A 22665-nucleotide genomic window follows, 5' to 3' on the forward strand; every position below is an offset into this window, starting at 1 on the left:
TCTTTAATCTCCTTCAATTTCCGCAACAATCGCATCAATCTCGGTGCGTAGCTGGTCAATTTTCGCTACCGTGATTTTTAGCTCGGCATTGAGCTTGGCAATTTCCACGACTTCGCGGGTGTCTTTAGCTTCAACATAGGAGCTTACTGATAGGTTGTAGTCGTTGGCGGCTATAGCTGCATATTCCAACGATTTTGCAAAGTGTTCAACATTATTTTTAGTATCAAAAACTTCCATAATTTGCGCGATATGGCTATCGGTGAGCGTGTTGTTATTGGTTTCTTTTTTAAATAATGCACTGGCATCAATAAACTGGGTAAGGTTGTCGGTTTTGTGTTTAGAAAGCACCAAGATAGTGACGGCAATCGAGGTGCCAAAAAACAAGTTAGGCGCTAAAGAAATAATGGTTTCTACATAGTTGTTATCCACCAAATATTGGCAGATTTTCTGCTCGGCACCGCTACGGTAAAAAATACCGGGGAAGCAGACAATCGCCGCGCGGCCTTTGCTGGATAAATAACTTAGCGCATGGAGCACAAAAGCAAAGTCGGCTTTGGATTTTGGCGCTAACACGCCTGCGGGGGCAAAGCGTTCATCATTAATCAGGGTTGGGTCGTCGCTGCCAATCCAGTTCACCGAATAAGGCGGGTTAGACACAATGGCATCAAACGGTTTGTCATCGCCAAAATGGGGATCTAGCAGGGTATTGCCAAGTGCAATATTGAACTTGTCGTAGTTAATGTTGTGCAAAAACATATTCATACGCGCAAGGTTATAGGTGGTGTGGTTAATTTCCTGGCCAAAAAATCCGTCTTCAATGATATGGGCATCAAAGTGTTTTTTAGCTTGCAATAACAACGAGCCTGAACCTGCTGCCGGGTCGTAAATTTTATTGACGGTTTTTTGCTTGTGCATGGCCAGTTGCGCAATCAGCTTAGACACGTTTTGCGGAGTGAAAAATTCGCCACCCGATTTACCTGCATTGGCGGCGTAATTAGAGATTAAAAACTCGTAAGCATCGCCAAACAGGTCGATATGGCTTTCCTCGAAATTGCCAAAGCTAAGCCCCGCCACGCCTTTCAGAACTGCGGCTAAGCGCGTATTTTTTTCGGCAACGGTGTTGCCTAGGCGGTTACTGGTGGTATCAAAATCGGCAAACAAGCCTTTAATATCCATTTCGGACGGGTAGCCATTGGCAGAGCTTTCAATGGCGGAAAATATAGCGGCTAAATCGGTGTTCAGGTTTGCATTATTGTTGGTATTGGCAGCAATGTTTGCAAACAACTGGCTTGGGTAGATGAAATAACCTTTGGTTTTAATGGCATCGTCTTTGGTTTCTGCTTTGATGACATCATCGGCGAGCGTAGCATAATTAACGCTTTCATCACCGCCTTCAATGTAACTGGCAAAGTTGGCGCTAATAAAACGATAGAACAAAGTGCCCAATACATACTGCTTAAAATCCCAGCCATCGACTGAACCACGCACCTCATTCGCAATTTGCCAAATTTGGCGTTGTAGTTCGGCGCGTTGCTGGGTACTTGTCATTGTGAAATCCTGTTTAAATACGTTTTAAATAGCCATCTGGTCATAACCAGCTTGGCATTATAACGAGCAAAGGCGCTCTAATCTAATCACTTGCTGAAAACAGAGTAGCCTAATACCTTGCGGTCACTATTCTACAACCAAGACGAGCTCTCTCAAAAAATCCATAATTCCACATTAAGGCGGAAAAAAGGAAAAGGGCTAGGGGAAAAGGGGGCCGGTTACATTTCTGTGAGCTGTGTGTTGTCATAAAACCGATTTATGCGTTCGTACAGATGACTAATCACGTCCACTTGTTAACGCTAGGTGAAACATCGGGTGGAATTTCCGGCTTAATGCAATCGGTAGGTTGGCGTTATGTGCGCCATATCAATAGGACGTACCGGCGTTCAGGAACTCTCTTCGAAGGGCGCCTCAAATCAAGTTTGGTCGACAGCGAACGTTATTTGTTGACGTGCATGCGCTATATCGAACTCTACCCGGTGCGTGCTCGAATGGTGGCTGATCCGGGAGATTACCGCTGGTCCAGCTACCAGCATCATGCCACTTGACGTTCCATGGAATGGTTGACCGAGCCGCAGGAGTACCTCCACCTAGCCCCGAATCCAGAAGCATGTACGCTGACTTATCGCTAGCTTTTCAAGCAACCGCTGGTAATCCATGATTTCGTGCTTTTAGTGTTTTTCATCGACCAACCGCTTTTTCCAGGTTCATTCAATGTATAATTTGGCTTTTGACTCACAAATTCACTTCAATAACGCATACCAACCCCATGTCTACAAACGATACCCCAGCTACGTCAAACTTTATCCGCCAGATCATTGCCAATGACCTCAAAGACAACAAAAACAACGGCAAAGTCGTCACGCGCTTTCCGCCTGAACCCAACGGCTATCTGCATATCGGTCACGCCAAATCGATCTGCCTGAATTTCGGTATCGCCGCCGAAAATAACGGTGCCTGTAATCTGCGTTTTGACGATACCAATCCCGAAAAAGAAAGCGATGAATATGTGGAAGCGATCAAACGCGATGTACAGTGGCTGGGCTTTGAATGGTCGGAATTGCACCACGCGTCGGATTATTTCGAGCAACTTTACAACTACGCCGTGCAACTGATCGAACAAGGCCAAGCCTATGTTGACAGCTTGTCCGCCGAACAAATCAGGGAATATCGCGGCACCTTGACCGAACCCGGCAGGGAAAGCCCAGACCGCAGCCGCTCAATAGCGGAAAATCTCGATTTATTTAAACGCATGCGCGCCGGTGAATTTGCCGACGGTCAATACGTACTGCGCGCCAAAATCGACATGGCCTCGCCCAACATCAATATGCGCGACCCGGCGTTGTACCGGATTCGCCGCGTGCATCATCAACGCACCGGCAACGACTGGTGCATCTACCCGATGTACGATTACACCCACTGCATTTCCGACGCGCTTGAAGGCATCACCCATTCGCTGTGTACGCTGGAATTTGAAGATCACCGCCCGCTTTACGACTGGGTGCTGGATCAACTTAAAACGCCCAGCCATCCGCAGCAAATAGAATTTGCCCGCTTGCAGCTCGAATACGCCATCGTCAGCAAACGTAAACTCAACCAGTTGGTGACTGAAAAACATGTCAACGGCTGGGACGACCCGCGCATGCCGACCATCGCCGGTTTACGCCGCGCAGGCTTTACGCCCAAATCGATACGCGATTTTTGCGAGCGCATCGGCCTGACCAAACAAAACTCATGGATAGAAATGGGGGTACTGGAATACTGCATCCGCGAAGATTTAAACGACAACGCCCCCAGAGCCATGGCGGTGTTACAGCCGTTGCGCGTAGTCATCGATAATTATCCTGAAGACCAAACCGAACAACTGGAAGTCGGCAATCATCCGCAAAAACCTGAGCTGGGCAAACGCATCGTGCCTTTTTCCAAAGTCATACTGATCGAACAGGATGATTTTGCCGAAATTCCACCACCGAAATTCAAGCGTTTGGTGGCCGGTGGCGAAGTCCGTTTGCGCGGTTCTTACGTTATCCAATGCAACGAAATCATCAAGGATGAAGGCGGCAACATCACCGAACTGCGTTGCAGCTACGACCCGGACACGCTGGGCAAAAATCCTGAAGGCCGTAAAGTCAAAGGCGTAATCCACTGGGTTTCCGAGCCGCACTCCCAACCTGCGGAACTGCGTTTATATGACCGTTTATTCAGCGTACCTAACCCTGACAATGAAGAAAACTTCCTGGATGCGATAAACCCGAATTCCCTGGAAGTCTTGACTGATTGCAGAGTGGAAGCCAGTCTGGCTAATCCGCAACCGGAAAGCCGCTACCAGTTTGAGCGCATCGGTTATTTCTGTTTTGATGCGCTAGACAGCGTCGATGGCAAGCGGGTGTTTAACCGCACCGTGACCTTGCGGGATAATGGAGAAAAAGGCTAAGCAACCCATACCTAGTTAACTTATCAACCACGGAATCACTATGAACCAAGACAGCATCAAGCTTGTAGAACAATACTATGCCGCATTCAACGGCGGCGACATGGGGGCCTTCCTTAACCTGCTGACCGACGATGTCATCCACGACATCAATCAAGGCAGACGGGAAGTCGGCAAAGACGCCTTCACCCAATTCATGGCGTGCATGAACAATAATTACCAAGAACAACTGGTTGACATGGTGATCATGGCTACGCCTGACGGCAAGCGCGCAGCTGCCGAATTTGTCGTGCTGGGCGAATACATTAAAACCGACGAAGGCTTACCTGCCGCACAGGGACAGAAATATCGACTGCCGGCCGGCGCTTTTTTTGACATCCGCGACAATAAAGTGGCTCGCATTACTAACTATTACAACCTGCAAGACTGGATCGCTCAAGTTAGCAAATAGTTGGCTATAGCGATGACGCTGGTTTCCGATTTGGCGATTGGAAGCCAGCGAAAACATCGAAATTCACTTAAATCCTGCTGGCGACTACCCACTGTTCAAGTGAATTCAAAGACTGCCGGCAAATAATATTGCACTGTCATTTAGCCGATTTCAGCCATAAAAAAAACTAAAAATTATCCTTTAAAATCAAAATATTAATATATTTTAAGCGAAAATAACTCCAGCCTTATTTAGCGTGGGAAAAACTTTTAATTTGAAATTGACTGTATAAGCAATCGATTAATCCTATATCATAGAGCCCGGAAAGAACTTTCCTTTCCAATCATTAATTTTCAGACAGTGTCTGGAAATCATATCAAAACACTTCATAGGTATATGATGAATTTAATCAAAAAAGCAGTTCTTACTTTTTTTATGGCAATGTCTTTAGGCGCAACTAACGTTGCTTTCGCCGAAGATGCAAAAGCCACTGAAGTTATTGCACATATCGAAGCCGCTTTAGGTGAAGTCGAAAAAAATGATTTCAATGCCGCTTATTTGCATGAGAAAGCAGCGCGTGAAGCTTCCGAGCAAATCACCAGCAACGAAGCCGTTGCCAAACAAGGATACCAAAGCTTGATTCAAGCGCAAATACTCGGTAAAAAAGCAGAAACTGAAAAAGCCACTGCTGAATTAAACAAAGCATTAGGTTTTTACAAGTCACTCTAATCATTAAATCTGGCTTTTAATGTCGACAGGGTTAACGTTGTTGATCCTGTCTTCATAGTAAAAACCATCGTTCAATCCCTCTAAAATGTCTACACCGCGCAGCTTAAGCTACGAGTAAAATTCTCTTCCCTGTTTTCATGCATCAACATCACAATCCAAGCTCCTGTTATCTATGTCCGCTCTGTGCCGCACCATTAACGCTAACGCCATCCACTAAAAGTTATATTTGCGAAAACAACCATCACTTTGATCTTGCGAAAGAAGGTTATTTAAATCTGTTGCCGGTTCAGCATAAACGCTCCGGAGAACCGGGCGATAGCAAGCAAATGATGCAAGCCAGGCGCGAGTTTTTGGAAGCCGGATATTATGCAGCGATGGCCAAATCGGTGGCAATGATCATCGAGGCAAGCCGGCCTACGCATCTTCTGGATTTGGGTTGTGGCGAGGGCTACTACAGCCGAAAGATTGAATCGGATTGCTCAACCCTCATGATGTTGCATGGCGTCGACATTGCCAAGTTTGCGATACGCGCTGCCGCCCAAAAACAAGCCAATGCCCGATTTATAGTCGCAAGCTCAAACCGGCTGCCTTATGTCGATCAGTATTTCGATTTTGTGCTGAGAGTATTTGCCCCGTCAAATGGCGATGAACTGAGGCGTGTACTGAAACCGTCAGGACTTTTGCTAACGGTGACACCGGGCCCCCGACATCTATGGCAATTAAAAGAATTTATCTATGCCGAGGTGCAAGAGCATGCCTTAGAAAGCGCTGTCCCCCAAGGCTTTGAGCGCATCGATAGCCAACGCATCCGCTATAAAATCTCCCCGAATCCCCAACAACGAATCGCCCTGTTACAAATGACGCCTTTTGCCTGGCGAGCCAATGAAAGCGTCCAGCAAACCATTAAAGATGCCGACCAACTCGACATTGAAACCGACTTTATTTTGACGCTGGCGATAAAAACAGCGGATTAAGTCTTTTTAACGGCCCTACCCTCCCGGCGTTGCTCCCGATGCCATAAATATCCGCAATATCCCAACGAAAACCACTTCACAGTAGCTGAGCATTGTTCGACACAGAGCGGCCTATTAAAGACCGAAGTCGTAGACTGGATCAGGCCTCCTGAGGCACATTCAAACTAACATTTAAAGCCCTGAGGCCATATAAACCGGCTCCTCCTACGTATTTATGCCTATTGCAGGCAGCGATAATATGCGCGCAAAATTCTGTCCAGAAAAAAAATCATGTGTTTTTTATGCACGACTTTTTATTTCGGTTGGCTTGCAAAGCAAGATCAGGATTTAGGTTTCTGCCGTTAGCAGCCTGTTTCGACATACAAGATTATGCGTGTGTGGAGTGCGTGATCTGCTGTCAAATAATACTAAAGAGGAGCGCGTCATGCCTGCAGCACTCTCATATCCCGGCGTTTACATTGAAGAGATTCCCAGCGGGGTACGCACCATTACCGGAGTTGCGACTTCGATTACCGTCTTTCTTGGTCGAACTTTACGAGGCCCAACCGATGAGCCGATCACCATCAATAGTTTTGGTGATTTCATTCGATCTTTCGGCGACCTGCATGTGGATTTTCCATTGACTTACGCTGTCCGCGACTTTTATTTGAATGGTGGACAGCAGGCGATTATCGTCAGGTTACAAAAAAACGCAGCCAAATCAAAAAATGTCGACCTTAAATTGGAAGCGGCAAGCGCCGGATCATTGGGCGATAAAACTACCTATACAATTGATATAAAAGGCATTGCCGATGATGTTGCCAAGCGATACGGCATTGCTAAGGCTGATTTATTCAACTTAACTGTCTATGAAAATCCTGGCAAAGGCCGCGTTGAGCGTTTTCTCAATATGGCCATCACTTCCGATGCAGGTGCGCGCCGACTCGATCGGGTGCTGAAGGCCGAATCGAATCTGGTACTTGTCCAGAAGAAATTGGATGGCACTCCCGATCTGATTACCATTAAACCGACAGATTCAACACCCGCTGAAGATCCGGTCGATCCGGCAGCCGATCCAACCAAATTCAAGAAGTTTACCGGCGGCGCCGACAGCTCGGATTTAACGGTCAAAAACGACATCATCGGCGACAAAAACACCAAAACCGGTTTGTATGCGTTGGAAAAGGTCGATCTATTTAATCTGCTCTGTATTCCTCCTGATAAACGAGAGGGCGATACCTTGAAAGAGGTCTATCAAGAGGCCATGAAGTATTGCACCGACAGGAGAGCAGTGCTGATTGTCGACCCGCCGGCCGCTTGGGGCGCAAATAAGGAAACCGCAGCAGCCACCGCTGCGTGACGGTTTAAGCGGCTTGAACTTATCAAGCGTTGAAGCCCGAAATGCAGCCTTGTATTTCCCGCGCGTAATGCCGATTTGCCAACCCGCAATCCCGCTGGAAAAATCACTCAACGTCCGCAAGTGGCGCTGGATTTACATTACCTACTCGCGTTTTACGGCGATGAAAAGGAGCTGGAACCGCACCGTATGTTGGGGGCGGTTACACGCGACCTGCACGCCAACCCGGTGTTATTGCGCAAGGCAGTTCACGATGCCATAGCCAGCCGCACTGAACTGACCGGCTCCAATCTTGATGAAGCCATGGAGCAGATTAGACTCACTTCGATACCGCTCAATCTCGATGAATTATCTAAATTGTGGTCGGTATTTTTTCAAACCCCGCATGCGCTATCGATTGCTTACCGGGCCAGTGTGGTCGTGATTGACACAGATGACGCCGTTAGCCCAGCGCCGCCGGTGTTGCAACGCGGCCAAAATGACCAGGGTGTTGAGGCCTTGTTAGGCTCTTTGCCAAGACTGGAAAAAATTCACATCAGCTTTACCGAAGACAGCGAATCGCCTGAGCGCCTACCGTCTTTGCCTAATGCCTGGCTAGGCTTGTTGTTGACCGTGCAGGGGCAACACTTGAGCGGCGACGCCGTCACTTTACGCTTTAGCCATCCTCGCCTTGGCACCCGAAACGTTGACATTCCCATCGACAACCGTAGCGATACAAAAATCCGTTTTGAATTGCCAAATGACGCCCAGGCGCAAACCGACTGGGCGGCCGGATTATATACGGTTACAGCGATTATCGAACAGGCCGGAACGACCCGGACGACCAATCAATTAAGCCTGCCGTTGGCTATTAAGGTCAATCAGATTGCACCCGCCAATCCAGTTATTCGCATTGCCGGTAATGCCTCGCTAACCGTCACTTGTAGCCCGGAAGTGCTGATTGAACAGTCCGCGCGGTTATTGTTGGGTGACCGCGAAGTGCAGGCCGAGCCGCGGCTTGCTGCAAACAGTCCGTTGGAATTTATGCTCGAGAACGCACCGGAACTAACCTTACAACCGGTTTATGTGCGTGTTGCCGGTATCGACAGCTTGCCCTTCGAGCACAAGGACAATCCGCCGCGTTTTGTGTTTGCCGACAATCAGAAGGTGACCATCACATGAACGACCATCAGCAATGGCTGCAAGACAATAATGCGTATTTGCGCGATGCCTTAAAGTGGCTGCACCTGCGGCTGGAACGGTTGATTGCAGAACTGGGACCTGTACCGGAAACCGACTGTCGGTGCCAGTAACGATCCGCTGGAACGGGAAGCCGACCGGGTTGCCGAACAGGTGACGGCTGCGCCGACGCATTCTGTCGTCAGCAACTCAACACCAAGAATTCAACGCCATACAGGCCAAACCTCGGCGCAGCCGGAAAAAGTCCCTGCTAGCGTAGAACGAGTTCTTGGCAGCGCCGGCAGACCGCTGGATATTGCCTTACGCAAAGACATGGAATCGCGTTTTGGTCACGATTTCTCTCAAATTCAAGTGCATCTTGGCGCTGCCGCCGAGCAATCGGCGCGCGAGGTCAATGCCAATGCTTACACCGTAGGGCAAAATATTGTGTTCGGTGCCGGTCGGTTCGCCCCCCACTTGCATGAGGGAAGAAGATTGATTGCTCACGAGCTGACTCATGTGGTGCAGCAGACCGGAGGAAGTCTGTCCAGTGAACAAATCGGCTTGCCTTCTTCGAATCTTCACCTACAAAGAGATAAACTGCCTCCGAAGCAGCCGCAACCCAGCGATGCCTGTCAATCGGCAACGCTTGCCGACAAATTCAAGCCAACAAACACCTGGGGAGGGAAAACCTGGGATCCGCAACTCGGTGCCGAAGAGTTTGGCAGCACCTCGAAACTTGCGGCTAACTTCGGCTTTGGTGCCTGTAAGGACAAGGGCCAATGGCACTTTCATCTGAACAAGCTTGAAGCCATGATCACGTCAAAAGTCCAGCCTCAAGGTTTCCGCATCAACGTCGCCAGTACGAGCGATTCTGCGGTCACCCAGGATCAAGTAACGGACATCATGGCGGATCTGCGTCCCAACCGAAAGGTGACATTTCATCCGGGCTGCGGCACTGATAAATACGACGATAAAGTGAAAACTTACTCGCTGAGAGATACGTTCTGGAATCGCCAGTTCGTCGAGGATCACGAGGCTTTTCATCGCAAAGATTGGGGGACGATGTACCGTGCAGAACTGGTAAAGGCCGAGGCCAATGTTCGCAGTTGCACTCTCCCTGAAAAAGACGCCGGCGATTCGGCGTCCGCAGTAGCCAAGGCGCGGACAGACTTGGACAAGTACATGATCGACGCCTATCAGGATACCTGCAAGGCTTACAGCCCGCAGCAAGAGTCGCGTGCCTACGATGACGGTGCGCCGCAATACCAGAAGCTGGCGGACGAGATAAAGGCCAGAGCCGTCAAGGAAAAATGGATTTCGGCATCGAACCAGAAAATATCTCCCGATATCGGTGGCGAAGGCTTTCCCTCTGCGCCGTCCGAATTCGAGCCCCCGACAGAAGGAGAGACGATTCCGATGCTTTTGGAGTCCGGCTTGGACGTCGATGCCACACAAAGCGCTCCGGCTGCTGTCGAGGATGTCGACCAATGAAAACGACTCTTCGGCTTCAGCCATCGAACACCAAGGCTCCGCCTATTAGCCGCTTCAGCCCGATACTGTCGCCTCATCAATCGATCAAAGTGCAACCGGAGCACGACCAAACGGAGCGCGAGGCGGACCGACTTGCCGACCAAGCGTTAGCGGGTTCGACGCGCGCCGGCAAGCATCCGGAAGGATCGCCCAATCGGGCGGCTCCCAACCCCGATAGATTCAGTATCGGCTCCGGCCAGCCTGTGGAACCGACGCTCAGGCAAGACATGGAGCATCGCTTCGGCCACGATTTTTCTCAGGTGCGAGTTCATGCGGGTTCTGTCGCGGCACAGTCGGCTCGCCAGGTTAACGCTCTTGCTTACACACTGGGTTCGGACATTGTCTTTGCCGAGAATCGCTTTGCCCCTTCATCGTCCTCGGGACGATCTTTGTTGGCCCATGAGCTTGCTCATGTGACGCAGCAGTCGAGTCTTCAGCCTTCGGAAGCCGCCACGATTCGAAGAAAAGCGAACACGAGCCCAACAAGTCAGGTTTCGAATGTACTGTTGGATAAGCTGAAGACAGGCGAACAAGGCAGCTCGGAAGAGAAGCTTCCGCTGACTCCTCAGGTTCTGGGATGGGTCGCCGCGTTGCGCTCAGGAGAAAATAAGCCTGCTGAAGCGGATCCTGAGTCCGCTCCGGCCGCGAATGATCCGAGTCATTACCCCGAACGTCGGCACGAAGGCGAAGCTTTCGTTTGGGGCGAGAATGACCGGCGCGCCATCGATCCTTCGGATGTGCAGCAGGGTTATCTTGGCGACTGCTACTTCATGGCACTTTTGGCAGCCATAGCGGAGGTGCGTCCCGAGGTTATCGAACAGATGGTGAAACCGAACGATGACGGAACCTTTACCGTTTCGTTTTTTGCCCCGGATGGAAAGCGGGTTCATCAGACAGTCACCCCGACTTTTCCTACCTTTAAGTCGGGAGATCCTGCGTATGCAAAATTCGGAGAGCAGAGCCAGGTTTATGGCAAAGAAATCTGGCCTATGTTGATTGAGAAGGCATCGATGCAGGCCAACGGCTCCTGGCTCGGCATCGAAGTCGGCAAAGTCGACACGAAGAAACACGCAATCGCGATGACCGGCGGCGAAAGAGAGGACTTTCCCCTTCCGGGCAAGCTTTCGGAGGCCGCATTATTCGACCGGCTGTCGCAGCATTTCTCGGCTAAACAGCCGGTTACGATTTTCTCCCCCAAAGTGAAGGAAGAATCGAAGAAAAAGTCTTTGGATACGGGAGTCATAAGCAACCATGCCTACGCGCTGAGGAACGTACACCCGGCGAATAAGACCGCCGATTTTTATAATCCTCACGGCCCGGATAGTGATCATTTACCCGCCAAGAACATGGCTTTTTTGAGATCCAACTTCCGCAGCATCGTGTTCTTCAAATTGAAGAATACGATACTCGGTATCACGAAGGAAAGTCCGACCCAGGAGGAGCAGCTAGGTTCCGAGGCAGTCCCTAAACAGATTCTCAAAGATAGCGGCTACGATTTGCTGGTTGCGGATTTCGAAAAGCAGCTCCCCACCTTGTCCACCCATTTGATAGCACGGGATACCGTGCAGGACTTCGGGACGAAACTCTGGGAACTCTCGAAGACCCGGGCACAAGATACTAAGAATGCCGATACCGACGACCGGCCTCTTTATTGGGCCCGCCTAGCGGGGGCAGCTTACCTACGTTCGTTTGTGCCCTCTTCTTGCACCTTGACGCCTGTAGAAAAGGGAATTCTCCTGGATGTACTCGAAGCCTCGTCCCGCGGTCGTACCGGTATCGACTTCCCGGCGGCAGCGACGGCAGCAGGAACGCGGCGGGTACTGGTGTCGGGGTTCGATCCTTTTGGCCTACGTAGCGAAGGTATTCGTAAAGCCAACGAGTTACGTAGTCATTTATTCGGGTTACGAGTTACGTTGTATGCAGGTTACGAGTTGACCCCATCCCTGCTTATGCGGGGTACGCGATGTCCGTATGCGGGGTACGAGGTGAAATAACTTGTACCTGACCCCAGTTATTCCTGAAGGGTAAAACCTTTTTAATCTTTGGTAACCATTGTTTAAATTTAGGCTCATCGCCGCCTTTTTCTTTTACCCATTTACTTAACTCGGAAACTAAGACAATCAACGGGTCATCAGCATAATCGGTTTCCCAGGCATTAAAATAGATGGATTGCTTTCCCTCACTGTTTAAATACGCCTGCCACAACCTGACAAACGTTGTTTTGCCTGCTCCCCAAGGCGAATCTAAAGCCAAAACCAAGGGATCGCTGACATTAATAATAATTGAGGTTAGATTTTCAATTTCAGATTTACGATCTAATAAATCATTTTTGAAAATATCGCTGTCGTCGATCTCAATATCTAGCGTTTTTTTTATCATGGCTTAATTTTCTATACGTTGATTGGCTTAATGCAGTTTATTGTTTATACTCAGTTGGGCAATGATTACCTGTAATCTGGAACACCTTTTGCTTATTTACACCCTATATTTGTTAGTCAATGGACGGCATTTGGGGAAGCGTAACGCCAGATTCACAAAGTATCTTTTCTATTTCGGATTTTATAAATTTAAGTCTTTCATTGAGAACTAGATTATCTTCTCTGGCTTTTTTATTTTGGTTATGCGAACCTTCAATAATACTGTCTTCAATGTATGCTCCGGCATCGAAAATCTCCATTATCTTTATATGCTCTATAATAGTCGCTTGATTTGCCATGATTTTTTTTTGGTCATCTTGTAAAACTACCATTAAAACAGATAATTTGACGTTATTTTCATGCGCTTTAGTCGTCTTTTGAAATTCATCTCTATTTGCACGCAATTCATCTCGTTGTAACTTCAATTCCTTGCGTTGCATTGAATATGTTTTAAACAAAAGTACCAGTGCAAAAAAACTCAATACAAGGTTTAATGTTCCACCAACAAAATCACCAAATTCATTGAGCTGAGTTTTACATTTTTCGTAATCAAAAAAGCTAGGAAACTGTAAATAATATAAATACGAAATTGCACCAATCAAAACTAAAAAAATAAACTTATCAGTTTTACTCATCATTTCTTCTCATCCAGCGCTGGCAAGGTGTTTACTATCGCGACTGAACCGATGCTGACGGCTACTATACGTTTGACTAGGTCTACGATGTAACGGGGGTTGTCGCTCCAATCGTTGGGGTTGTTGCGAATGCCGCTGTCTTTATTGACGGTGACGGCGTAGCGTTCCATAATCCATTCAAGCGCGGATTTGCCGTTGACGATGTATTGGTACGTCTCTGCGGGGATGCCTGACAAGGTCAGGTGGGGATTATAAATAATTTTGCTTTTGTCGGCTTTGCTGGGGAATTTCATTTTTTCTACGGTCAAATCCAGTACGCCGCTGACTTCTTCGGTCAAGGGGTAGGGTTCTATAGTTTCATAATTCAAATGCAAGGCGGCTAAATCACGTCCGGCTTGGCTGAATACCTTAAAGTCTTGGGTGTAGGGAATGCGCGGCAACATCTTTTTTAAGTCCGAGGCAAACCGCGTTTTATATTCTGGCGAATGCAACACGCCATAGACGTAATAAAATATGTCTTCTTTGCTCAGAGTGGGGTCTGCGTACTGGGTTCTAAAGTCACTCAGCATGGCATCGGTGATATTTTCTTTTTGTCGATAACCGCTCTCGGCTGGGGTGTCAAACAACCCGCTTTCTTCAATATCTATTTTTTCGTAGGTGTAGAGGGGGAAGCATTGACCTGTATGTTGTAAATGAAGATTAGGAACGCAATCACTAATTAACGCTGAAAATTCTTTTTGCGCTCCAACACCAACAACTGAAATAACCAAATTTTTAACCGTATTATTCGGAAAAATCTTTGGCATTTGATAAACCATTTCATTAAATTGTCTGTCGAAATAAAGCCATTGTTTAGAATACGGGCGGTACATACTTTGAAAGATATTATTTTCGTAAAATTTACCTTTTTTATTCTGTCCTAAATCTTGTTTTAAAGCTCTTGTCCAGCTGATTTTTTTAGCATCGAAATCGACGAATGATTCGATTATTTTTTTCTTATCTTCTGCATTACTAATAATTTTATCTTGTTGAAATACGGCAAATTCTTTTACTTGTGAATTATAAAAATCAATCATTCTGCTCATATTTTTTGTTAAATAGGCCTTTGAAAAGTTATAAGTCCAAGTGTCTCTATTTGTTACAACGCCACCAGAATAAATATCAAAAATAGTTTTATCTTTTTTGTTACTTTCTTTACTACCAAGTTGAAAAAAACTTTCAAATTCCACGTTGCGTTGGTTAATCCAATCATGATTTTCGTTCGGTATGAGTTTTTGCCATGAAATACTGTCAATGCTTTTAAAATTACTAATTTTTTCTAACTTTTCTTGACGATTTAAATAATCACCAATGTCATGATATAATAGCTCACATTCGCCACTATATTCAGGATTTTTGATTAGCAAAGTGATTGCTATTCCTGCTTGGCTTCCTACTCCAAAAATTTGCCCTCCTTCTTCTTTCCATGTGCTTAATCGCATATCACCTCGTAGATTAAAACAATAAATTTTACTAAATTCGCTAGTTAAACATTTACGCAAACCGACCATGGCATTTTTATCAATAAAAGAGCCGTTGGTAACATAACAGACCATGCCTTTGTCTTTGATTCGGTCAGACGCCCATCGAATAGAACGAACGTAAGAATCATAAAGAGATACTTTTCTTGCACGAGATGAATCCGCATTAACGTAAGTATTCAAAATACGATTATCTAACGACTCATATTTTAGATTTTTATTGTTGTCATTTTCGCTAGATTGCCCCTCAGAATAAGGTGGATTGCCTATAATCACCCGAATATCATTTTCCTTTTGCCGCTTGGCACGTTCACTATTTTCAGGCGACATGGTGTTTTGCAGGGTGCTGCCTTCAGCTAGTTGGAAGGTATCGGTTAAGACGATGCCTTGAAAGGGCTGGTAAGTGTGCTGGCTTAAATCGTGATAGGTTGCTTCAATGTTAATCGCGGCAATGTAATAGGCGAGCAAGATGATTTCGTTAGCGTGTAATTCTTTTTGGTATTTGCGCGCTAAATCTTCAGCTTGAATCAAACCGCTTTGCAATAGACGCACAATAAAGGTACCGGTGCCGGTGAACGGGTCGAGGATATGGACACCTGCATCGGTCAAGCCACAACCAAACTCTTGCCGTAAAGCGTCATCGGCACTGTGAATGATGAAGTCGACCACTTCTACGGGGGTGTAAACAATGCCAAGGCGTTCTGCCATGCGGGGAAAGGCGGTTTTGAAAAATTTGTCGTACAGTTCGGTGATGATTTTTTGTTTGCCCTGAGCGCTGTCAATGCCTCTTGCTCGTTCTTTGACGCTGTCATAGAAGAGCTGCAGGGTGTCGGCTTCTTTGTCCAATCGATGGTTTTGCAAGATTTCTAAAACGTCTTGCATGGCCAGGGAAATGGGGTTGTGTTCGGTGAAGGCATAGCCTTCAAATAGCGAATCAAACACCGGTTTGGTGATGAGATGTTGGGCTAACATTTCAATGGCGTCAAGCTTGCTAATGCTGGGGTTTAAATGCGCCTGCAAGCCGGTTAAGAAGTTTTCAAACGCGGTGATTTCAACGGTATTTTCAGGGGTTTCTAAAATAGCTCGGATGCGGGTGATGTGAGTTTGGGCAATTTTGGCGATGTCTTTTGCCCAGTCTTCCCAATGGCTGCGATTGCCGCATTTGGTGACGACTTTGGCGTAGATGGCGCGTTGGATGTCGTCGACTTCAAAGGTGTCAATCAGATCAAGATTGAGTGGTTTTGGCTGTGCTTTGGCGCCTAGGTCATGGCGGCCTTTGCCGGTTGGCTTGGTGCCGGGAGTTCTTTTGGCTTTTTTGCTAACTTTGTCGGTAATGGCGATGACTTCCATTTTGGACACATCTTTGCCGATCAAGTCCAGTTTGTTAATCATGGCATCAAAGCGATCATCATGTGAGCGTAGCGCTTGTAATACTTGCCAAACGACTTTGTAGGTTTTGTTGTCGTCCAGAGCTTTATGAGGCTCTACGCCAGCCGGAATAACCACGGGCAGAATGATATAACCGCGTGTTTTACCGTCGGCCTTACGCATAACGCGCCCTACCGATTGCACCACGTCTACCTGGGAGTTACGCGGCGTTAAGAACAACACGGCATCCAAGGCCGGTACATCGACGCCTTCGGACAAACAACGGACATTACTTAAAATCCGGCAAGTATTTTCAGGGATTGCCGCCTTTAGCCAAGTGAGTTTTTCTTCTTTTTTGCTGGCATTCATACTGCCGTCGATATGTTCGGCTTCACACTGTAGATAAATCGCGGCGTCTTCGCTTTGTGCGGCGTCTTGCTCCTGTTCCTGATAGGCTTCCACCACGGCTTTAAACATATTGGCGATGTTTTTGGAGCTGACTTTATGGGTTCTGACTTTGGTGGTGGGTTCTATCACCTGACAAAAGGCGACGGCGCGGCGCATGGGGGCGCTGTCATCTTTGAGATCGTGGTCTGATTCTTGTTTTGATAAGGCTTTCCAGCAACCGATAATTTTGGCGGCATCATCCACTTTGAGTTCGTTGTCGTCGGAGGCCAGCAGTTTTTGCAGGCGTTGGCTTACATGAAATTCATCTATGGCTAAGACGATGACTTTATAATCGACCAGTAAATCTTGTTTAACGGCTTCGGAAAAACTGATGACGTATAGCTCTTGGCCGAAGAGTGTTTCATCATCCATTGAGCATAAGGCGATGTTGCCTTGTTCGGCGGTGGCTTTGGCGGCATTGCCATAGATGCGTGGGGTTGCGGTCATGTAAAGGCGTTTGGTGGCTTTGATAAAGTCGGCATCGTGGACTTTAATAAAGTTAGATTCGCCTTCATCGTCAAAGGTTGCGCCGGTGGTGCGATGTGCTTCATCACAAATAATCAGGTCAAAGTCGGGGAGCTGGTGTTGTTTTTGCGCGGCGCTAATGACTTCGATGGAATGATAGGTTGAGAACACCACGCTCATGTGCTGGCTGTCATCGCGTTTTGCCATTTCTTCTGCCAAACGTGCGGCGTTGGTGGTGGCGGGGTAACGTAATTCGTGGGTAAAAGTTTGTACGATGTCGTCGACAGCTTTGCGTTTTTTGCCCACATCGTTATCTGAACACACGGCAAAACTGTGTAACGGGGTATCTGATTCTTGTGTCCATTCGGTTAAGGTCTGTGATAACAGCGATAGGCTGGGCACTAAAAATAAGACGTGCTTACCTGCGCCTGCCAGTTTTTCGGCAATTTTTAGGCTGGTAAAGGTTTTGCCGGTGCCGCAGGCCATGATGAGTTTGCCACGGTCGGCGCTTTGTAAGCCGTCTTTGATGGCATGTAAGGCGATGTTTTGATGGCTACGCAGTCGTTTTTTAGCTTTGAATACTGGTGCTTGATAAGGGTGATAGTTTGCCCAGTCAATCTGGCTGTTTTCCAGGTCGTTTAAATCAATTTTGCTAACCGGTGGCTGCTGGTTTTGTAGCGCGTCTTCGGCGTGTTCGCTCCAGTTGTTGCTAGTGCTAATAATGATTCGATGGCTGAATGGCTTTTTACCGGAGGCGGTAAAGAAGCTGTCTATGTCGCTTTTTTGGATGCGGTAATCTTCAGCATAGAATTTGCATTGAATGGCGTGGTATTGGTCAGTGCCTGCGGTCTTGGCGACTAAGTCTATGCCGGTGTCACGAGCATCTATGCCTTGCTCTTTCGCCCAATCTGCATAAGTCCACACATGGCTATATAAATCCCTATAGCTGGCTTCGTTACGCAGATAGGTACACATGACCTCTTCAAAATAAGTGCCTTTTTCACGTTCGGTTTGTGAGGCTTCGCGATAGGTGTTCAGTAATGTTTGTAATGCGGTCATGGGTACGTGATTTTTATAGAGCAGTAATAGAACGATAAAACACACTCACCTTACCGGCATAGTAAGAAGGAAGGCTAGCGTATCAAGGTTGCGCCTTAAACTAGGACCTTTCCCGCGCGCGGGTGAGCCAGTGCAAAAGCCGCATAGTGGCCTTATGTTTTAGGGGGATCGGCAAAACCCAAAGTAATTTGCTTACTTCACAGCTCTGACTTCAAGGTGAATACCGCTTTGGGTTTGTAGATGCGAAATCACCGCAAACAGGTTTTTAGCCTGCGGATTACCTCGCTGGCTGAACATGCGCATGAGGCTTTTAGGCGGAGTATTGGTGGCTTCGCTGAGATTTTCAAAGCCGATGGTCGCGTTGATATAGTCGCGCAAAACCGCTTTACCGGTATCAACGTCACCCGACAACAAGCATTCAACGCCTTCGCGCAGCAGCGCATCACGAAATTCGGTATCACGCTCAACACGGGCTATTACGGTTGCTTTAAAACTGCGGGTTAAGGTCATTTTTTATCTCTGAGTCGTTTGCGTTGTTTGTAATCTTGCCATCGGGCTTGTGCGGCTTCAATGTCGAGCTGTTGGCGTTTCTTGGTACCACCCGCCAACAAAATCACCAACCGTTCGCCATCTTTGCCAAAATAAATCCGGTAACCTGGGCCAAAATCAAGGCGATATTCCAATACTCCAGCACCAACTCCTTTCGCATTGGAAAAGTTGCCCAGTTCCACCCGAACCAGAGCGGTCGCAATTTTAGCGGCGATAGGTGCATCCAGATCATTAAACCAATCCGCAAAAGGGCTATGTCCATCTTGGGCGGTGTATTCCTGCAATTCAATCATGATTAATAGTAACTTATAAGTTACCTTAATTCAACGGTAAACTTGGGTTCACGTTATCATTTGAATTTTTACGCTTAAATATCCGCCACCAACTTACTCAAGCGCTCCTGTCCGGCATGGGTGTAAATCTGCGTGGTGGCGATGCTCTCATGCCCCAGCAATGCCTGAATATCCACCAATTGTACGTCCTTTTCCAACAGCCGCGTGGCGTAAGTGTGGCGGAGCTTGTGCGGCGTGACTTTCTTTTCGATGCCCGCCTTGTCGATCAGCTTCTTTAAGTACGCCCTGGTCGCATGAGGGCCGGGCGGTTTGCCGCCGGGCTTTTTCGCGAATACGTAATCCTCGTTATTCTTGCCGACCAGCGACAACGCCAGCACCCGACCAAACGACTCGGGCAATGGCACCTGCCGCTCCTTGTTGCCCTTGCCGATCACCCGCAGGTGTTTAGCCACGCCATCAACCACGCGGATATGCTGCACTTTCAGACTCAGGGCTTCGCTGATGCGGAATAACTTGTACCTGACCCCAGTTATTTGACCCCAGTTATTCCATTTTCGCAAAACCCGATTGGTAACCGATGAGTATGGTGCGCGCATGTTAGTGGATGGTTTACGTTTGGAATTCGATGAAGTACAGATCGTATTGAATGAACTTGATCGGCAGGATTCCAAATGGTGGGCGCTGGGTAAAATTTATGCCTATCGATTGCAAGACGCGCCTTTTATCCACATAGACAGCGATGTGTTCTTATGGAAGCCGTTACCGGTAACCTCGCACACTCAAGTATTTGCGCAAAACCCTGAGTATTTTCAACTGGGCAAATCATTTTACAAACCCGATGAACTTTCCAAGTTAGTACGGCAACAGGGTGGCTGGTTACCAAAAGAATGGCAATGGTATCAGTCGCAGGGGAATATTCAACAGGCGGAGTGTTGCGGTATATTTGGCGGTTGCGCTATCGAGTTTATTCACTATTATGCCGACTTGGCTATCCGCACGATAGAACATGACGCCAACCGTTCTGTGTGGAAAACCCTGGGTGACGCCATTGAGAGAAACATTTTATTGGAGCAACACCTTCTTTCTGCCTGTATTAGCCATCGCAATCATCAGGATATAAGTCGCCAGCCGATCACTATGGAATACCTGTTTGCCTGTGAAGCCGATGCGTTCAACGCCGAAAAATCAGCGGCCGCTGGATACACCCATCTGATTGCCGACACTAAAAAGAATGCCATCGTTGCCGACAATCTGGAACAACGGGTTAAAAAAGATTATCCTGAAGCTTATCTACGCTGCCTGGAGTATCTGGAATAATAGGGGGTTAATGGTGTGATCTTACGCATTGACCATTGCTCTGTCCTTGCAACATTGCGCTCGATGCCATGAACGTAATAACATCTGACTATTGATTACGTCGAGGTTAACAACATGAGCAACAATACAGCGAAGGAATCAAGCCTCACCCTTATCAATGCGTTATTTGACTTTAATGCCTGTAACATCATTGAAACCCATATTTCCTGGGTGCTGCTGATCGGTAAACACGCCTACAAAATCAAAAAACCGGTTAATTTCGGTTTCCTGGATTTTTCCACGCTGGAAAAACGCCGCTTTTTCTGTGATGAAGAATTAAGACTGAATAGACGCTTGGCGGCCGAGCTGTATCTTGAGGTCGTGCCGATAACCGGCACCCCGGATCATCCGCAAATAGGCGGCACCGGCAATGCCATTGAGTATGCAGTCAAGATGGTTCGGTTTCCTTCCGGGCAATTGCTCAGCAAGTATGCACAGCGCGAACAGCTAAGCACAGATCAAATCGATCAGCTTGCCGATAGTGTCGCCTGTTTTCATCAAACGATTGAACAGACCGGCGAAAATTCGCCCTATGGCGATAGTGCCAACATCAACCATTGGTTTATAGAGAATTTCGATCATATCAGACCTTTGCTGGTCGATAACGGTCAAAAACAACAGCTGCAAAATATTCAGCAATGGGGCGATAGCGAATGGCGTTATCTGGCTGATTTGATGCAGCGGCGCAAGCACCAAGGTCATGTGCGCGAATGTCACGGTGATCTGCATCTGGGCAACATGACGCTGATCAACGGCAAAGTCGCCCTGTTCGACTGCATCGAATTTAACCCGATGCTGCGCTGGATTGACGTGATCAGCGAAGTGGCTTTTTTGTTTATCGACCTGCTGCACTTTGGTTACCACCGCTATGCTTACCGTTTTCTTAATCGCTATTTGCAGCACACCGGCGATTATCCAGGACTGGCATTGCTCCGCTATTACCTGGTTTACCGTGCGCTGGTTCGGGCTAAAGTGTCCTTATTGCGCATGGCTCAGCAGCAAGATGACGATACCGTTGTTAAACAGGCGCGCGATGAATACCGTCTTTTTGCCAATCTGGCAGAACGGTTTACCCAGCCACAATCAACCGCTCTGATTATCACCCACGGCTATTCAGGTTCCGGCAAATCGACTTTCGCCTGCCAACTCGCCGAACAAATCGGCGCCTTCCAGATACGTTCCGACATCGAGCGCAAACGGTTGTACGACTACCGGCCATTAGAGCAAACCGGCAGCAACATAGACCGCGGAGTTTATACCCCGCAGGCAAGTATAAAAACCTATCAACATCTTAAAGAACTTGCCCAAGCGGTGCTTGAAGCCGGTTTTCCGGTCATTATCGATGCGGCTTTTCTTAAAAGCGGACAACGCGACCTTTTCCGGCAGCTGGCGGCAGACTGCGGCGTGCCGTTTCATATTATTGACTTTCAAGCGTCTGATCAGGAATTATATAGACGCATCAAGCAACGACAAGACGATGCTTCGGAAGCGACGGTGGCCGTCCTGCGTCAGCAACAGCACTCGGCGCAACCGCTATCGGAACATGAACAAGCGCGTGTAATAACGCTGAATACCGAGCGCGACGATGTACTGGAAAATCTGCTGGATAATTTTAAGCGTTATTTGCAATGACGTGCTGTCAGTTTTTCAACCCTAACAAAACCATCACTTTACCTTTAGGAGATCCAAATGAACGAAGATACCTTAAATTTAGACATCAGAAAATTTCTCAAAAATGTCGGCATCACCTCACAACGCGAGATCGAACATGCTGTATTCAAAGCCGTTGAAAGCGGAAAGCTGAACGGTTCCGAGACCCTAGACATTAAAATGACGCTGGAAGCTCCTGCTATTGGCATCAGCCATTGCATCGAGGGGAAAATAGCACTCGATTAAATAAACCGGACAGAGGACAAAAGCAATGAACAAGCACTTGAAATTAGTTAGGGAATTCCACGATACATTTTCATTCCCGCAAGCGGAACACGGAGCAAATGTGCCGTTATCCGACATGAATGTTGTTTTCCGCCAAGCCTTACTAATGGATGAAGGTAGCGCGGCTTTAAAAGCCATTAAAGCGGGCGAGATGGTTGAAATATTGGCAGGCCTGATTAACCTTGCCTATTGTGCATTGGGCGCTGTGGCTATGCGAGGCGACGATGTTATCGATCATCAGGTAACATGGCGGCACGATGGCTTTGTGGTATCGGTCATGCGCGCCCTGTCTGACAAAATCCATAACTGTGCTTCCGGCAGCACCGATGATTATTCAGCGGTTTATTGCTTGTGCGTGCATTTAACCAGAAGTTTTATCAATGCGGATTTCGATAAGGCCTTTGACATGATCCATCAGAGCAAGCTATCCAAACCGGCTAAAGCGCCCGATTTAAGCGAGAGTCTTTACGAATAAACGTCAG

21 protein-coding genes are annotated in these 22665 nt (G+C 47.6%); 14 read left to right on the forward strand and 7 right to left on the reverse strand.

What is annotated here, in order from left to right; all coding sequences use genetic code 11:
* Positions 1-3: 3 nt before the first annotated feature.
* On the reverse strand, positions 4-1548 hold the full coding sequence (locus ABXJ76_RS12760; protein ID WP_432740987.1) for a type I restriction-modification system subunit M: 1545 nt from the start codon (positions 1546-1548) through the stop codon (positions 4-6).
* 272 nt (positions 1549-1820) lie between these two features.
* On the opposite strand from ABXJ76_RS12760, the gene ABXJ76_RS12765 reads away from it, so the two are divergent.
* The 10 genes from ABXJ76_RS12765 to ABXJ76_RS12810 all read left to right on the forward strand — a co-directional run bounded on the left by ABXJ76_RS12765 (position 1821) and on the right by ABXJ76_RS12810 (position 12133).
* Positions 1821-2096 (forward strand): transposase, encoded by a 276-nt coding sequence (locus ABXJ76_RS12765; protein ID WP_432740989.1) that lies wholly within the window; start codon positions 1821-1823, stop codon positions 2094-2096.
* Positions 2097-2317: 221 nt separating this feature from the next.
* A complete protein-coding gene (locus tag ABXJ76_RS12770; protein ID WP_432740991.1) occupies positions 2318-3982 on the forward strand; it encodes a glutamine--tRNA ligase/YqeY domain fusion protein in 1665 nt (554 codons plus the stop codon).
* 40 nt (positions 3983-4022) lie between these two features.
* Positions 4023-4430: a ketosteroid isomerase-related protein gene (locus ABXJ76_RS12775; protein ID WP_432740992.1), complete on the forward strand. Its 408-nt coding sequence runs from the start codon at positions 4023-4025 to the stop codon at positions 4428-4430.
* Between the two features lie 378 nt (positions 4431-4808).
* Positions 4809-5138, forward strand: coding sequence for a hypothetical protein (locus ABXJ76_RS12780; RefSeq protein WP_432740993.1), 330 nt, complete (start codon positions 4809-4811; stop codon positions 5136-5138).
* A 137-nt stretch (positions 5139-5275) separates the two neighbouring features.
* The gene (gene rlmA / locus ABXJ76_RS12785) at positions 5276-6112 is read left to right on the forward strand and encodes a 23S rRNA (guanine(745)-N(1))-methyltransferase (RefSeq protein WP_432740995.1); all 837 of its coding nucleotides are present in this window, start codon (positions 5276-5278) and stop codon (positions 6110-6112) included.
* 424 nt (positions 6113-6536) lie between these two features.
* Positions 6537-7451, forward strand: a complete 915-nt coding sequence (locus ABXJ76_RS12790) for a hypothetical protein (RefSeq protein WP_432740997.1) — start codon at positions 6537-6539, stop codon at positions 7449-7451.
* Positions 7452-7526: 75 nt separating this feature from the next.
* Entirely contained in the window at positions 7527-8609 is a 1083-nt protein-coding gene (locus tag ABXJ76_RS12795) for a DUF4255 domain-containing protein (protein WP_432740998.1), read from the forward strand.
* Positions 8606-8740, forward strand: a complete 135-nt coding sequence (locus ABXJ76_RS12800) for a hypothetical protein (protein WP_432740999.1) — start codon at positions 8606-8608, stop codon at positions 8738-8740. Before ABXJ76_RS12795 ends, ABXJ76_RS12800 begins: the two co-directional genes overlap by 4 nt.
* On the forward strand, positions 8694-10100 hold the full coding sequence (locus ABXJ76_RS12805; RefSeq protein WP_432741001.1) for an eCIS core domain-containing protein: 1407 nt from the start codon (positions 8694-8696) through the stop codon (positions 10098-10100). Before ABXJ76_RS12800 ends, ABXJ76_RS12805 begins: the two co-directional genes overlap by 47 nt.
* Positions 10097-12133 (forward strand): eCIS core domain-containing protein, encoded by a 2037-nt coding sequence (locus ABXJ76_RS12810; protein WP_432741003.1) that lies wholly within the window; start codon positions 10097-10099, stop codon positions 12131-12133. Before ABXJ76_RS12805 ends, ABXJ76_RS12810 begins: the two co-directional genes overlap by 4 nt.
* Here ABXJ76_RS12810 and ABXJ76_RS12815 read toward each other — a convergent pair.
* The 6 genes from ABXJ76_RS12815 to ABXJ76_RS12840 all read right to left on the reverse strand — a co-directional run bounded on the left by ABXJ76_RS12815 (position 12087) and on the right by ABXJ76_RS12840 (position 19488).
* On the reverse strand, positions 12087-12518 hold the full coding sequence (locus tag ABXJ76_RS12815; RefSeq protein ID WP_432741004.1) for a P-loop NTPase fold protein: 432 nt from the start codon (positions 12516-12518) through the stop codon (positions 12087-12089). The two genes, ABXJ76_RS12810 and ABXJ76_RS12815, sit on opposite strands and share 47 nt — an antisense overlap.
* Before the next feature lie 112 nt (positions 12519-12630).
* Complete coding sequence (locus tag ABXJ76_RS12820) at positions 12631-13191, reverse strand: hypothetical protein (protein ID WP_432741005.1); 561 nt, start codon at positions 13189-13191, stop codon at positions 12631-12633.
* Positions 13191-18050 carry a DEAD/DEAH box helicase gene (locus ABXJ76_RS12825; RefSeq protein WP_432741007.1) on the reverse strand — a complete coding sequence of 1620 codons (4860 nt, stop codon included), beginning with the start codon at positions 18048-18050 and terminating at the stop codon, positions 13191-13193. Before ABXJ76_RS12825 ends, ABXJ76_RS12820 begins: the two co-directional genes overlap by 1 nt.
* A gap of 192 nt (positions 18051-18242) precedes the next feature.
* Complete coding sequence (locus tag ABXJ76_RS12830) at positions 18243-18560, reverse strand: hypothetical protein (protein ID WP_432741009.1); 318 nt, start codon at positions 18558-18560, stop codon at positions 18243-18245.
* Positions 18557-18892: a type II toxin-antitoxin system RelE/ParE family toxin gene (locus ABXJ76_RS12835; protein ID WP_432741011.1), complete on the reverse strand. Its 336-nt coding sequence runs from the start codon at positions 18890-18892 to the stop codon at positions 18557-18559. The genes ABXJ76_RS12830 and ABXJ76_RS12835 overlap by 4 nt, the downstream gene beginning before the upstream one ends.
* Before the next feature lie 74 nt (positions 18893-18966).
* The gene (locus ABXJ76_RS12840) at positions 18967-19488 is read right to left on the reverse strand and encodes a tyrosine-type recombinase/integrase (RefSeq protein ID WP_432741013.1); all 522 of its coding nucleotides are present in this window, start codon (positions 19486-19488) and stop codon (positions 18967-18969) included.
* Here ABXJ76_RS12840 and ABXJ76_RS12845 point away from each other — a divergent pair.
* From ABXJ76_RS12845 to ABXJ76_RS12860, 4 genes are all read left to right on the forward strand, one after another.
* Positions 19487-20209 carry a DUF6734 family protein gene (locus tag ABXJ76_RS12845; protein WP_432741015.1) on the forward strand — a complete coding sequence of 241 codons (723 nt, stop codon included), beginning with the start codon at positions 19487-19489 and terminating at the stop codon, positions 20207-20209. The genes ABXJ76_RS12840 and ABXJ76_RS12845 overlap by 2 nt on opposite strands.
* A gap of 114 nt (positions 20210-20323) precedes the next feature.
* Positions 20324-21880, forward strand: a complete 1557-nt coding sequence (locus ABXJ76_RS12850; RefSeq protein WP_432741017.1) for an AAA family ATPase — start codon at positions 20324-20326, stop codon at positions 21878-21880.
* A 57-nt stretch (positions 21881-21937) separates the two neighbouring features.
* Positions 21938-22144, forward strand: coding sequence for a DUF6494 family protein (locus ABXJ76_RS12855; RefSeq protein ID WP_432741019.1), 207 nt, complete (start codon positions 21938-21940; stop codon positions 22142-22144).
* Between the two features lie 25 nt (positions 22145-22169).
* Positions 22170-22658 (forward strand): nucleoside triphosphate pyrophosphohydrolase family protein, encoded by a 489-nt coding sequence (locus tag ABXJ76_RS12860; protein ID WP_432741020.1) that lies wholly within the window; start codon positions 22170-22172, stop codon positions 22656-22658.
* Positions 22659-22665: the final 7 nt, after the last annotated feature.

The sequence above is a fragment of the Methylobacter arcticus genome, from assembly GCF_050917435.1.
GTDB classification, from domain to species: Bacteria; Pseudomonadota; Gammaproteobacteria; order Methylococcales; family Methylomonadaceae; genus Methylobacter_A; species Methylobacter_A titanis.

Coding starts and splice junctions, on each gene's coding strand:
- ABXJ76_RS12840 (WP_432741013.1), bottom strand. CDS start 19,488: ATGCGCGCACCATACTCATCGGTTACCAATCGGGTTTTGCGAAAATGG.
- ABXJ76_RS12790 (WP_432740997.1), top strand. CDS start 6,537: ATGCCTGCAGCACTCTCATATCCCGGCGTTTACATTGAAGAGATTCCC.
- ABXJ76_RS12810 (WP_432741003.1), top strand. CDS start 10,097: ATGAAAACGACTCTTCGGCTTCAGCCATCGAACACCAAGGCTCCGCCT.
- ABXJ76_RS12820 (WP_432741005.1), bottom strand. CDS start 13,191: ATGAGTAAAACTGATAAGTTTATTTTTTTAGTTTTGATTGGTGCAATT.
- ABXJ76_RS12835 (WP_432741011.1), bottom strand. CDS start 18,892: ATGATTGAATTGCAGGAATACACCGCCCAAGATGGACATAGCCCTTTT.
- ABXJ76_RS12770 (WP_432740991.1), top strand. CDS start 2,318: ATGTCTACAAACGATACCCCAGCTACGTCAAACTTTATCCGCCAGATC.
- ABXJ76_RS12855 (WP_432741019.1), top strand. CDS start 21,938: ATGAACGAAGATACCTTAAATTTAGACATCAGAAAATTTCTCAAAAAT.
- ABXJ76_RS12815 (WP_432741004.1), bottom strand. CDS start 12,518: ATGATAAAAAAAACGCTAGATATTGAGATCGACGACAGCGATATTTTC.
- ABXJ76_RS12860 (WP_432741020.1), top strand. CDS start 22,170: ATGAACAAGCACTTGAAATTAGTTAGGGAATTCCACGATACATTTTCA.
- ABXJ76_RS12775 (WP_432740992.1), top strand. CDS start 4,023: ATGAACCAAGACAGCATCAAGCTTGTAGAACAATACTATGCCGCATTC.
- ABXJ76_RS12780 (WP_432740993.1), top strand. CDS start 4,809: ATGAATTTAATCAAAAAAGCAGTTCTTACTTTTTTTATGGCAATGTCT.
- ABXJ76_RS12845 (WP_432741015.1), top strand. CDS start 19,487: ATGTTAGTGGATGGTTTACGTTTGGAATTCGATGAAGTACAGATCGTA.
- ABXJ76_RS12850 (WP_432741017.1), top strand. CDS start 20,324: ATGAGCAACAATACAGCGAAGGAATCAAGCCTCACCCTTATCAATGCG.
- ABXJ76_RS12825 (WP_432741007.1), bottom strand. CDS start 18,050: ATGACCGCATTACAAACATTACTGAACACCTATCGCGAAGCCTCACAA.
- ABXJ76_RS12765 (WP_432740989.1), top strand. CDS start 1,821: ATGACTAATCACGTCCACTTGTTAACGCTAGGTGAAACATCGGGTGGA.
- ABXJ76_RS12760 (WP_432740987.1), bottom strand. CDS start 1,548: ATGACAAGTACCCAGCAACGCGCCGAACTACAACGCCAAATTTGGCAA.
- rlmA (WP_432740995.1), top strand. CDS start 5,276: ATGCATCAACATCACAATCCAAGCTCCTGTTATCTATGTCCGCTCTGT.
- ABXJ76_RS12800 (WP_432740999.1), top strand. CDS start 8,606: ATGAACGACCATCAGCAATGGCTGCAAGACAATAATGCGTATTTGCGC.
- ABXJ76_RS12830 (WP_432741009.1), bottom strand. CDS start 18,560: ATGACCTTAACCCGCAGTTTTAAAGCAACCGTAATAGCCCGTGTTGAG.